Here is a 12,571-nt window from a genome sequence, read left to right as displayed (position 1 = left end):
TTATTAAAATGATCTGTTATTATAACTTCACCTCTTTTCGACGCCCTTCGAACATCATGTATTTTTTATTGATTTTATTCAAAACAACGCGTATTGATTGCTTATTTTCATTTGTGCCCGAAAGAACTATGGTAGAATCGCTGGGTCTTGCATAGGTAAGCAACAACTTTTCTGAACGGTGGTTTTTATTTTTATTTTGTAGAGCTAAAGTATGTTTGACTGTGTCTATTTCATAATAAAAATAATGGCGCCCAGAGAGTCCAACTAATTCATAATTCCTGTCGATGTCTTTTCCTGATGCCGATTCTCCGCTAGAGAAATCTACTTTGACAGGTCGGTTTATTTTAATTGATATCGTGGACCATTTTTCAAATACCACGTCTTGCCATCTGTTAGCATCGGTTTTAGAATAGGGTATTGTATCATTATCCAGGATAAAATCTTTCACGTTATAATAGCCATACGCCTTTTCCAAACCTGGTGTTTGAGGAACTTTATAAGGGTCATTTGCATAATTTTGATAGGATTTGAAACCAAAAAGCAATACAAAAACCAGAAAAGCAGATTTCAATACTAATCGCGTTTTCCTTAGAAAATCATCTGAAAAATTTGGCACCAGTTTATTGGCATATGTTGGCACTTCTTGAATTAACAAATTATATAATCTTGGTATGTCATATGCAAATAAAAAGGTTGCCAACAATACTATGAAGCTGCTGTTTACCAATTCGCCAACATCATACAATCCGTTAACAACTGCCACATTACCAATAAATCCAAAAATCAATCCTACACCAATGGTTGCCGTTTTTCTATTAAAAAGAAGAAAAGCTGCCAAGATTTCTACGAAACCTAAAAACGTTTCGTATTTAGGTGCAATACCTACCGTTTGGAAATAAATTTTCCAAGAAAAAAAATCGCCATAATTGGTGAGCAGATTACTTAAAGATGGATATGGCATTTGCAAAGGAAAAACCTTTATAAAACCATAAGTAACAAGAATTACGGCTAGTCTATAACGAACAACAACGCGAAGCCAATAATACAAAACAACGTATTGTTTTCGGGTAGTGTCCAGTTTTGCCCAAATCACTGCTCCAATTGCCGAGATAAGAATAGCTATTCCCCAATTGGCAAAACTCCCAATACCATAAAGTGGTAATTTGTCTTGTGGAATAAACTGAATCTGGTATTTGGTTAATCTAAATAAATCATGAAAATGAAAATCAATCCAATTTATTGAAAATAGATCTCCAAAAAAATTCCAGTCCAATGGTACACTAAGTAGAATCAAGAATATAAAAAAGAAACGAAAAAGATTTTTCTCCCATTCTTTCCATTCCTGATGAATCTGCCCAGGACTAGCAATGCTATTCAAACGTTTGCTTATAAAATACCGGATCTTCTTAAATGAATTGGTTTCCGGATTAGTTATTATTTTACTCATGATAATAGGTTTTAATAGAATTAACAAAGTCTTTTTAAGTCAAAATAGAAAACTTAAAAAGACTTTGGGATTATTAATAACTTGGATTTTGTGATAAAGATGGATCTGCCAATCTTTCACCTGCAGGAATAGGAAAGATATATTTGTCTGGATTAGTAATATTTAATACTGTTTTAGCCCTTCCTGTTCTAACCAAATCAAACCATCTATCAGGTTCTAAAGCAAATTCAACTCGACGTTCATTTTCAATAGCAAGAAGAATTTCTTCTTTAGTCACTGCCGTGCTGTTAACTAATCCTGAACGTTCTCTTACTATATTCAAATCACTTAATGCGCCAGTTAAATCTGGACTTGTCTTTCTTGCCCTTGCTTCGGCTCTAATTAGATAAAGTTCCGCCGTTCTGATTGCATAAGCAGTTGAGATATTGGTTGGATAAATTCCTCCTATAAACTGTCCTGCAGCATTTTTAACTGAAAGAATTTTTCTCCCTCCTCCTACGGTAGGATCGTTTAACAAATTATGTAAAACTGCTTTTGGCTCCAGAGACCTATTACTGGTATTCCACAGTGAGTAACCCGAATTAATATCATTTACACTATAGGAAAACTCCAAAACAGATTCTGTAGTTCCTGCTGCAAGATTGAATGGTTTAATTAATTTGTAACCCGAATTGGCCAATACATTGTTTACATCAATCTCTGCTTCTGCAAATTTATTTTGATATAAATGAACCCTGGCTTTTAGAGCATAAGCCGTGAATTTTGTAGCTCTATTTCTTACTACTGTTGAAGGCAACAGGCTTTCTGCCAAGTTTAAATCGGCTATAACCTGCGCATAAACTTCAGCTTGTGAACTTCTCGGTACTCCTAATTTATCCGCAGCTATAGTAGTAGGCGTTAAAAAAAGTTGCACACCTCCATATACCCTTGCCAAATCAAAATAAGAAAAAGCTCTTATAAAATAAGCTTCTCCCAAAAGCTGATTGCGAAGTTCTGTTGTCAATTTTAAATCGTTTACTGAAGGAACCTTTTGTATAACATGATTGGCACGATTGATCGTATTATAAAAATTCGCCCAATAGGTTGACAAAAATCCAATATCTGATCTCAAATCATAATTGATGATATTTAAATCAGTTTGTGCATTGTTTAGCGATCTCACATCCCCACCTGATTGCAAAATGGTGTTTTGAAATCCACTGCTGTAGTTAAGACTTGCCAATGATCGATAGGCACCTCGTACGGCTGTTTCTGATGAAGCTTTATCGAATATCACATTATCGTCAGAAACTTTGTCAAACGACTCTACATCTAGATAGCTTTCGCAAGACAGTATTGAAATACTTAATATAAGTATTGAATATTTGAATATTTTTTTCATAATTATTCTTGTTTTAGAATGAAACATTAACACCTAATTGAATGGTTATAGGCTGAGGAGGAGTGGCTGTATCTAAACCATCCAAATTCTGGCTAGCGCTACCTGAAGATTCAGGATCAGCACCAGAATATTTTGTTAGAAGCAATAGGTTTGTTCCTAAAGCAAACACCCTTACTTTGCTTAAATTTATTTTACGAGTAACATCGGATGGCAATGTATAGCCTAATACAAACGATTTTAATCTTACAAAAGAAGCATCCTCCAGGTATCGGCTATTTTGCTCAATGTTATAGTTGTTTCCAACACTAGTTACTCGTGGAGTATTGGTTATATCTCCAGGCTTTTGCCATCTGTCCAACTGACTTGCAAGAATGGATCTAGAAGCATCTCTTGTTCCTCCTCCTTCTAATATGTATTTATTGAAATTAAACAAATCATTACCATATTGATAAGTGAAAAGAAAGTTCAAATCAAAACCTTTATAGGTAAAATTATTGCTAAAACCTCCAAAATAGTCTGGAGCCGTGTTCCCTAACAATTGACGATCTGCTTGAGTTAGTTTACCGTCTTTATCAACATCGTCAAAAACAGCATCACCAGTTTGTGGGTCTACATACAACTGTTTGTATAACCAAAAACTACCCAAAGGTTCACCCACCTCGGTTCTTCTATATTCTCTGGCTTCAAATGTGATAGGGCTGATTAATTTTTCTGCACGATTGATATTGCTAGAAATATTAAAATTAGTTGTCCACTCAAAGTCTTTATTTTTAATATTTGTTGTAGTAAGATTGAATTCAATTCCTTTATTACTTACTTCTCCTGCATTTGCCAAGGAGCTGCCATAACCCGTAGAAGATGGTATAGGAACATAAAGCAAGGCATCAGTAGTATATTTATAATAAGCATCTAAATTTATAAATACTCGATTATCAAATAAACCTAGATCAATTCCTGCATTATAAGTAGTTGTTTTTTCCCATCTTAAATCTGGATTTTCCAACTGAAAAGGAGCTGTTCCAGGTTTTGGCCCACTAGTGAGATTATCCGGATATGAAGCCGTTCCTAACCATAATCCTTGAGAAGCATAATCATTAACTCCATTTTGATTCCCAGCTGAACCAGCACTCAATCTCAATTTCAATTCTGTTATTGACTTTACGTTTTGCAAAAATGATTCTTGTTTGATTCTCCATGAAGCACCAATTGCCGGAAAATATCCCCAACGATTATTGGTTCCAAATTTTGATGACCCGTCAGCTCTTATAACTCCCTCCAAAAAATACTTGTCATCATAACTATAATTTACTCTGGCAAAGAAAGAAGCGATAGTTGATTTTGATTTTAACTGTTCTGAAGTTCGAACAGAGGCTGCTGATATTTGTTGAAATGAATTATTGGGAAAACCTTGACCAGTTGCAGAAAGTACATCTACGTTGGTTCCTTGAAAACTACCCCCTAAAAGTGCTGTAATAGTATTTTTAGGATTTATTACTTGTGTATAGGATAAAATATTCTCATTTTGAAATACAGAATAATCGGTATTCACTTCTTTTTTATATCCTGGAGGATTTGGAGACCCTCCAATTATGGTTTGATCATTAAAAAATTCACTCTCATCGTAAATATTATAATCTACCCCTAGCGACGTCTTAAACTTCAAATTTGGCAATATGGCAAACTCAAGAAAATGATTTCCAATGTATCTAATACTTTTTGTAGATATATTCGTGATATTCGTATTAATCAAATTATCAATGTTTTCATAAATTGAACCTCTTGCGGGAGTTCCATCTGCATTTGTCAAAGGCAAATAAGTTGGATGATGCAAGGCTGCCAATAAATGCCCCGCTTGCTGACCAGCGCCTCCTCTAACTTGTTGCCTGAAAGAACGATAAACTCCATTGCTTGAACTAAATGTCACATAATCACTTAATTTTATGTCCAAGTTCAATTTTCCGCTGGCACGCTCAAAACTTGATGGCTTCAAAATACCTTCCTGATCGGTATATCCTACACCAATATTATAGCGTATCTTATCACTTCCACCCTGAACATCAAAATTATAATTTTTAAGTTCGGCAGTTCTAAAGACCCTTTCCATACGATCATAAGTCTGCTGATCTTCAGGATTTCCTCTTCCCGCAACACCATTTACAACCTCATTTACTGGTCGAAAAGGTCTATTGGCATAAGTCTGATTTAAACTGGGTCTATCAATACCCGAATTAATCCATTGTTCATTAACTAATGTTGCATGCTCCGGACCTGTTGTTAAATCCCATAATTTTTTGGTATCTGCATACTGAAGTCCTCCGGCAATTTGAAAACTATATTTAGGTTTTTCCGCTTTATAAGAACCTCTTTTAGTGGTAACTAAAATAATCCCGTTTGCACCCCTGGAACCATAAATGGCTATTGCACTTGCATCCTTCAACACCTCAATACTTTCAATATCGGCAGGATTAATATCTGCCAAAGGAGATGTTTTTTTACTTCCTAAATCAATTGTTGCCAAGGAATTATTATTTACCATCATTCCATCTATAACATACAATGGATCATTACTGGCATTAATAGAAGCCGTACCTCGCACTTGCACTTTTACTGACTCGCCTGGTGTTCCTGAAAAAGTATTTACTTGCAATCCTGGAGCTCTACCTTGCAATTGTGCATCAAAACTCGCTACAGGAATCTGCTTTACATCTTCAGCTTTTATTTTAGATATAGAACCAACTACAGATTTACGACTTTGAGTACCATAACCCACAATAAGAACGTCAGTCAACTCTTGTACATCTGCTGATAATTTAACAAGAACAGGACTTCCATCAACTATTATTTCTTTCTTTTTGTACCCAATATAACTTATAATCAACGTATATGGGAATTTTTGTCCAGTTTGAAAATAAAATTTCCCGTCTAAATCTGATGTCACGCTATGTGTTGTTCCTTTAATATTTATGGAAGCCCCTATTATCGGTTCATTTGTAATTTGGTCTATTACTGTTCCATCTAGTTTAGACTGAATAAGAGGCTGCGTTTTCTGTGCATTTATCCCGACTGAAACCAGAAAAATGCCAAGCCATAAAAGATTATTTAATATTTTTTTCATTACTTTGTTTTGGTTTAATAAATAAGGAGCTTGAAAACTGATGCAAATCAATTTTCATTTTCCGTTCAACGATACATTTTTTTAAGCCTGCCATTTCTGTTGCCGCAGAAATGGCTTTTTTTATTTACAACACATTTGATTTTTCATTTTTTATTTATTTTGGATTAGTATTATTTGTTTTTGGATAAGTATTATTTGAATTGGCCTGTACAAGATTTCAATCCCGAAAATTCAGGATGCGTCTTATTACTATTTGTAAGAATGTGAATTGAAGTCTTTTTTAACTGCAACAACACATCAGACAAGGATTGTCTAATATAAATGATTCTTGCATTTTCAAAAATGAGGTGTATTTGATAGTCTTCAATTTTTCAGTATTTGACGTTTTTTAATTCTACTAATTTGATAGAACAAAGGTAAATTAAAAATACTAATCACCAAATTTTAAATTAATTTTTTTGAAAAAAAATGTTAATTTAATTTACAAATAATTGATATACAAGTATTTAAAATATAAACATATCTCAAAACCATAATTAAAATCCTAATAAAATCTTTTTATTCCTCAAGAAAAAAATTAAAATATCTACTAAATCCATAGAATTTATAAAATAAATAGACTTTTTCTTTGTCAATTAAAAAATAGTTTGCAAATTTGCCACAACAAAAGAATGAAACAAATGAAAATGATTGCGAAAAGATGTTGTAAAATGATGCCGGAATAATCCGCAGAGGTATTTATATAATTCTTATTTTGTAAGAACAAAAAAAGCCTCCGCAAAACGCAGAGGCTTTTTTTGTATCTGTAAAATATTTCAAAAAAATTAGTTAAGCACTTTATTATTTAAAAAAATAACTTAAAAAATTACGATTATGAGTACTCCAAAATTTGAAACCAACGCCTTGCACGCAGGCCACGATGTAACCAAAAACGCAGGAACTAGAGCTGTGCCTATTTATCAAACCAGTTCTTATGTATTCAACAATTCCGAACATGCAGCCAATTTATTTGGATTGGCCGAAGCCGGATTCATATACACGCGATTAAACAATCCTACCAACGACATTTTGGAGCAGCGATTGGCCGCTTTGGAAGGTGGAATTGGCGCCGTGGTAACCGCTTCGGGAACTGCCGCCATCTCCACAACATTGTTGGTTTTGCTAAAATCCGGCGACCATATTGTCGCTTCAAACAGCCTTTATGGTGGTACCTACAATTTATTGAAAGTAACCTTGCCACGATTGGGCATCACCACCACGTTTGTAGATCCATCGGATCCGGCCAACTTTACAAAAGCTGCACAAGAAAACACCCGAATCTTTTTTGTGGAATCCTTGGGAAATCCCAAATTGGACGTTTTGGATTTAAAAGCCATTTCAGCGGAAGCCAAAGCCTACAAAGTGCCTTTTATAGTTGACAATACGGTAGCTTCTCCTTATTTGTTGAATCCAATTGAACATGGAGCCGACATCGTGATTCACTCCCTGACCAAATACATTGCTGGAAATGGAACTTCGCTTGGAGGCGCTATCATTGATGCCGGAAAATTTGATTGGGCCAATGGAAAATTCCCTGAATTTACGGAACCCTCAGCAGGTTATCACGGATTGGTTTATCACGAAGCATTAGGAAATGCGGCTTTTATTGCCAAAGTGAGAATCGAAGGGTTGCGTGATTATGGAGCGGCTTTGAGTCCTTTCAACGCCTTTCAAATCATTCAAGGATTGGAGACTTTGCCCCTTCGAATTACCAGACATAGCCAAAATGCATTGGAATTGGCAAAATGGCTGGAATTCCAGGAGGAAGTGGCTTGGGTTCATTATCCCGGTCTGAAAACCAGCAAATATTATGTTCTGGTTCAAAAATATTTGCCGAAAGGCCAAAGCGGCTTAATCACCTTTGGATTAAAAGGCGGATTTGAAGCAGCCAAAAAAGTGGCCGATGAAACGAAATTATTTTCTCTTTTGGCCAATATCGGCGATACCAAATCACTTATTATCCATCCAGCGAGCACTACCCATCAGCAACTGACCGATGAGGAGCAAATTGAAACCGGCGTTTTCAAAGACTTGATCCGAATTTCAGTTGGCTTGGAGGACATCGATGACCTGAAAGCGGATTTGAAGGAAGCTTTCAAAACCATCAAGGAGCTGCAAAAAATATAAAAATTTAGTTTGTTAGTTAGTTTTTTTTGAAAAGCGGGTCTTTGGTTTTTGGTATTTCCAAAGACTGCTTTTTCAAAAAACTGTTTTAACCATTAAAGAGTAACATCATGAAAAATATAGAAAAAATAGACATTTTTAATTTTGACTTGGAACTGGGAAAACACAAACCCTATATTGGATTGTCCTATCAAATTTTTGGTCAACCTCTGGGTAGTTCTCCTGTAATTGTGGTCAATCACGCTTTGACCGGGAATTCCAATATTGCAGGTAAAGATGGCTGGTGGGATGCCATAACTGGAGAAGACAAATCCATAGACACCAATTATTTTACGATAATTGCATTTAACATTCCTGGAAACGGGTATGACAATGACGAATCAAATCTCATAGACAGTTACCGTGATTACACCGTTCGAGATATTGCGAGGATTTTTTGGGAAGGTTTGTTTTTCTTGAAAGTCGAAAATATCCACGCCGTTATTGGTGTCAGTTTAGGCGGTGCCATCGCTTGGGAAATGGCCGTTTTGCAACCCGACAAAATCGACAATCTCATTCCCATTGCCTCAGATTGGAAAGCCACGGATTGGGTTATTGGAAATGTTTTGATTCAAGACCAAATCCTGAAAAATTCTGACGACCCCATTGTCGATGCCAGATTGCACGCCACCTTGCTATACCGTACACCGGAATATTTCAATCAAAGATTTCAAAGGGATAAATTGGATGCTTTGTCGGCTTTACAAATCGAATATTGGCTGTTTGACCATGGTTATAAATTGAAAAGCCGCTATCGCCTGGCCGCCTACAAACTGATGAATCATTTGCTCAAAACCAATGACATTACCCGCAACAGAAAAGATTTCTTGTCTATTGTCAGCGAAATTCAATCGAATATCCATTTGGTAACCATCGATAGAGATTGTTTGTTTATTGCTGACGAAACCCGCAAAACCTATCGTGAACTCATAAATGTAAAAGAAAATGTATTTTATAATCAAATACAATCCATTCACGGACACGATGCTTTTTTGATAGAATTCAATCAATTATCCAATATATTGAACCCCATTTTAAACAATTATAAATTGCATAATAATGTCAGTGCATAGAATCAACATAGTTTTTTTGCATAGTAAATACAGACAGTGCTTTAATCAAACAAAACAGAAGCTGTTATTGATATAAGTTACTTTTCTTTTTTTTCAATCAATGAGGCAATGGTGATTTCTTGCATCGATTTCAAAGTTTCGTCTCTTACTGCCAATAATCCGTGTCTTAATAGGCATTCCGATTCCGTTTTACAATCCGAACAAGGTTCATAAAAATGTAGGGAAGCACAAGGCAATAAAGCAATGGCCCCATCAAACAATCGATGAATATCGGCCAAAGTGATGACATATTTGGATTTCAAAAGGTAATAACCTCCAAATTTACCTAGTTTGCTACCCACAAAATGAGCTCTTTTCAAATCCAACAAGATTTGTTCCAAAAATTTTTTGGGAATATTGGCTCCTGCAGAAATATCGATGGTTTTTGCGATATGTCCTTCCTCTTGTTCTGCCAAATAGAGCAGTGCTTTAAGAGCATATTTCGTTTTTTGTGATAGCATTTTTTGATAATTTTTAGCTAAAATAGTAAAAATAAATGAACTCTCATTAACCGTTGTCCAAATCAAAACTTACTTCAGATTATGGAATAATACATCCATCCCAATCAATAAATCCCTATTTTTGTTCCGATAAAAACGTAACACGACTATTTTATGCTGATTATTGGGATTGCAGGCGGAACAGGATCGGGAAAAACAACCGTGGTCCATCAGATAATGAATGAATTGCCCCATACCGAAGTGGGAATTATTGCGCAGGATTCCTATTACAAAGAATCCACGAACGAAAGTTATGAGGAACGGGCAAAAACCAACTTTGACCATCCCCGAGCCATTGATTTCGATTTATTGGTCGCACACCTCAAGGAACTCAAAGCCGGAAACACCATTCACCAACCCGTATATTCCTTTGCCACACACAACAGGACCGACGACACCATCGTGACACATCCACGAAAAGTGATGATTGTAGAAGGAATTTTGATTCTTTCAAATCCCGAACTTCGCGACTTGTTCGACATCAAGATATTCGTTCACGCCGATTCGGACGAACGATTAATCAGACGATTAAAACGCGATATTGCCGAACGAGGCCGTGACATGGAAGAAGTCTTGAACCGCTACCAAACCACACTGAAACCCATGCACCAGCAATTTATCGAATCCACGAAAGCCTTTGCCGACATCATCATTCCCAACGACAAATACAACACCGTGGCCATCGACGTAGTTCGCGCCGTAATAAACCAACGAATTCTATAATTTTTTTGTAATTTTATTGCACATTAAAATAATTTCAGCTCTGTCATTGCGAGGAACGTGGCAATCAGGAGCTATTTCCCGCTATCCGTTGCAAACAAAGTTCACTGAACTCCGTTTAAAATGAAAACATTGTGAAGTAATCTTTTCTTTTTTTAAAGAAAAAAAAGAAAAGGATTTTCACTGCAAACGAAGTTCACTGAACTCCGATGAAAGTAGATGCAAAGTGAAGTAATCGGGGCTAAAAACAAAGTATTACAAATGACTAACTCGCACAAAGACAAACCTTGGTTCAAATTTTTAAGCAACAAATACGTTTGGGTTTTGTTATTTTTCACCACCTGGATGGTATTTCTGGACAACTACTCCTATTTCGACCATCGCATGCTGGACAACCAAATCGATGAACTCGAAGACAACAAAAAATACTATCAAGAAGAAATCAGGAAAGACCAGGAGAACATCAAAAAACTCAAGAATCCCCAACAAATAGAAAAATACGCCCGAGAAAAATACTATATGAAAAAAGACAGCGAAGACATCTACATCATAGAATTTGAAGGAGACACCATCGAAAAAGACGTCAAAAAATAGACTTCGATGCCACGAAGTCACGAAGGAAAAAGTTATTCAAATTTGGTTAAATTAATTCAAAAAGTTGCTTTTATTTAAAATTCGCGCCTTTGCGCCTTTGTGGCAAAAATTAAAACTGAACCCAGCAAATGAAAAATCTATTCGACGATTTCGATTCCGTTTCTTCCAAACAATGGAAACAAAAAATCCAGTTCGAACTTGATGGTGCCGATTATAACCAAACATTAATCTGGAATTCTCCCGAAGACATCCAGGTAAAACCCTTTTATCACGGGGACGAATTCAAGGGAGTTGCAGCAGTGCAAACCAAGGCAAGCGAATTCCGTATTTGTCAAAACATCTTTGTCCACGACCTGAAAAAGTCAAATCTTCGAGCTCAGGACACGATCAATCGTGGTGCCGAAAGCATTCGTTTTACCATCAAGGACGAAACTGCCGATGTCGCAAAACTACTCGAAAACCTTCCGTTGAAGAAAGTGACAATATACTTCAACTTGACTTTTTTGTCCATTGATTTCGTAAAAAAAATAGACACATTTGCAAAAAAAACCAACGCAAAAATCTTTTGCAACCTCGATCCAATTGGTCAATTGGCCAAAGACGGAAACTGGTTTACAACCAAGGAAAAAAACAATTTCGAGACGCTAAATTTATTTTCGACAGCCACGACAAACGTTTCCCTGATCAGCATTAATGGCGGTTTATACCAAAATTCCGGTGCCAACATGGTACAGCAAATCGCTTATAGTTTGGCTCACGCCAACGAATATTTCAACCGAATCACTACCATAAACCAAACCATCGTTTTCGAAATTTCGGTGGGCACTAATTATTTTTTCGAAATTGCCAAACTGCGTGCCCTGCGATTGCTTTTTAATTTAATTGCCAAAGAATACAACCACAATCTCGATTGTCATTTGCTGGTTTCGCCCTCAAAACGCAACAAAACGATTTACGATTACAATGTCAACATGTTGCGCACCACTACCGAATGCATGAGTGCCATTTTGGGTGGAGCAGATGCCATTGCCAATCTTCCTTACGATGCTTTGTATCACAAAGACAATGAATTTGGCGACCGAATGGCTCGAAACCAACTACTCATCCTCAAACACGAAAGCAATTTTGACAAAGTCAACAATCCCGCCGACGGAAGTTATTACATCGAAACCATAACCAACCAATTGTCCGAAAAAGCATTGACTTTATTTAAAGATATTGAAGCCAATGGCGGTTTCCTCAAACAACTCAACGACGGCATCATCAAAAGAAAAATCCAGGAAAGTGCCGACAAAGAACAAGAATTATTCGATTCCGGAAAAGAAATATTGCTTGGAACCAATAAATATCCCAACAAAAAAGACCGAATGAAGGAGGAGTTGGAACTATTTCCATTCGTAAAAATAAAACCGAGAAAAACCTTGATCACCCCCATAATCGAAAAACGATTATCCGAAAAACTGGAACAGGAAAGACTCAAGGAAGAAAATTAATCAAACG

Annotated in this window: 9 protein-coding genes; 5 read left to right on the top strand and 4 right to left on the bottom strand. The window is 36.2% G+C overall.

Annotated features, from left to right (window positions below):
- Window positions 1-19 precede the first annotated feature (19 nt).
- The 3 genes from BUC16_RS08915 to BUC16_RS08905 all read right to left on the bottom strand — a co-directional run bounded on the left by BUC16_RS08915 (window position 20) and on the right by BUC16_RS08905 (window position 5,943).
- Window positions 20-1,447 carry a hypothetical protein gene (locus tag BUC16_RS08915; RefSeq protein WP_211517985.1) on the bottom strand — a complete coding sequence of 476 codons (1,428 nt, stop codon included), beginning with the start codon at window positions 1,445-1,447 and terminating at the stop codon, window positions 20-22.
- Between the two features lie 73 nt (window positions 1,448-1,520).
- On the bottom strand, window positions 1,521-2,828 hold the full coding sequence (locus tag BUC16_RS08910; protein WP_073369920.1) for a RagB/SusD family nutrient uptake outer membrane protein: 1,308 nt from the start codon (window positions 2,826-2,828) through the stop codon (window positions 1,521-1,523).
- Window positions 2,829-2,841: 13 nt separating this feature from the next.
- Window positions 2,842-5,943 (bottom strand): SusC/RagA family TonB-linked outer membrane protein, encoded by a 3,102-nt coding sequence (locus BUC16_RS08905; protein WP_073369918.1) that lies wholly within the window; start codon window positions 5,941-5,943, stop codon window positions 2,842-2,844.
- A gap of 873 nt (window positions 5,944-6,816) precedes the next feature.
- Between BUC16_RS08905 and BUC16_RS08900 the strand changes: the two genes are divergently transcribed.
- Together BUC16_RS08900 and BUC16_RS08895 are read left to right on the top strand one after the other, a co-directional pair.
- Complete coding sequence (locus BUC16_RS08900) at window positions 6,817-8,109, top strand: O-acetylhomoserine aminocarboxypropyltransferase/cysteine synthase family protein (RefSeq protein ID WP_073369916.1); 1,293 nt, start codon at window positions 6,817-6,819, stop codon at window positions 8,107-8,109.
- 107 nt (window positions 8,110-8,216) lie between these two features.
- The gene (locus BUC16_RS08895; protein ID WP_073369914.1) at window positions 8,217-9,218 is read left to right on the top strand and encodes an alpha/beta fold hydrolase; all 1,002 of its coding nucleotides are present in this window, start codon (window positions 8,217-8,219) and stop codon (window positions 9,216-9,218) included.
- A gap of 77 nt (window positions 9,219-9,295) precedes the next feature.
- Here the strand turns inward: BUC16_RS08895 and BUC16_RS08890 are convergent, their stop codons facing one another.
- Window positions 9,296-9,718 carry an RrF2 family transcriptional regulator gene (locus tag BUC16_RS08890; RefSeq protein WP_073369912.1) on the bottom strand — a complete coding sequence of 141 codons (423 nt, stop codon included), beginning with the start codon at window positions 9,716-9,718 and terminating at the stop codon, window positions 9,296-9,298.
- 153 nt (window positions 9,719-9,871) lie between these two features.
- Between BUC16_RS08890 and udk the strand changes: the two genes are divergently transcribed.
- From udk to BUC16_RS08875, 3 genes are all read left to right on the top strand, one after another.
- Entirely contained in the window at window positions 9,872-10,480 is a 609-nt protein-coding gene (gene udk / locus BUC16_RS08885; RefSeq protein ID WP_073369910.1) for a uridine kinase, read from the top strand.
- Between the two features lie 258 nt (window positions 10,481-10,738).
- Window positions 10,739-11,071, top strand: a complete 333-nt coding sequence (locus BUC16_RS08880; protein ID WP_073370235.1) for an FtsB family cell division protein — start codon at window positions 10,739-10,741, stop codon at window positions 11,069-11,071.
- A gap of 128 nt (window positions 11,072-11,199) precedes the next feature.
- Complete coding sequence (locus BUC16_RS08875; protein WP_073369909.1) at window positions 11,200-12,564, top strand: methylmalonyl-CoA mutase subunit beta; 1,365 nt, start codon at window positions 11,200-11,202, stop codon at window positions 12,562-12,564.
- The last annotated feature ends 7 nt before the right edge of the window (window positions 12,565-12,571 follow it).

The sequence above is a fragment of the Flavobacterium fluvii genome (assembly GCF_900129545.1).
In the GTDB taxonomy this organism is placed as follows: domain Bacteria; phylum Bacteroidota; class Bacteroidia; order Flavobacteriales; family Flavobacteriaceae; genus Flavobacterium; species Flavobacterium fluvii.
Note: the sequence above shows the minus strand (reverse complement) of the source record. Positions and strands in the feature narration are given on the sequence as shown.

Bases quoted from the DNA above. Each gene is read 5' to 3' on its own strand.
- BUC16_RS08900 (WP_073369916.1), top strand. From the start codon at position 6,817: ATGAGTACTCCAAAATTTGAAACCAACGCCTTGCACGCAGGCCACGAT.
- BUC16_RS08895 (WP_073369914.1), top strand. From the start codon at position 8,217: ATGAAAAATATAGAAAAAATAGACATTTTTAATTTTGACTTGGAACTG.
- BUC16_RS08910 (WP_073369920.1), bottom strand. From the start codon at position 2,828: ATGAAAAAAATATTCAAATATTCAATACTTATATTAAGTATTTCAATA.
- udk (WP_073369910.1), top strand. From the start codon at position 9,872: ATGCTGATTATTGGGATTGCAGGCGGAACAGGATCGGGAAAAACAACC.
- BUC16_RS08880 (WP_073370235.1), top strand. From the start codon at position 10,739: ATGACTAACTCGCACAAAGACAAACCTTGGTTCAAATTTTTAAGCAAC.
- BUC16_RS08905 (WP_073369918.1), bottom strand. From the start codon at position 5,943: ATGAAAAAAATATTAAATAATCTTTTATGGCTTGGCATTTTTCTGGTT.
- BUC16_RS08890 (WP_073369912.1), bottom strand. From the start codon at position 9,718: ATGCTATCACAAAAAACGAAATATGCTCTTAAAGCACTGCTCTATTTG.
- BUC16_RS08875 (WP_073369909.1), top strand. From the start codon at position 11,200: ATGAAAAATCTATTCGACGATTTCGATTCCGTTTCTTCCAAACAATGG.
- BUC16_RS08915 (WP_211517985.1), bottom strand. From the start codon at position 1,447: ATGAGTAAAATAATAACTAATCCGGAAACCAATTCATTTAAGAAGATC.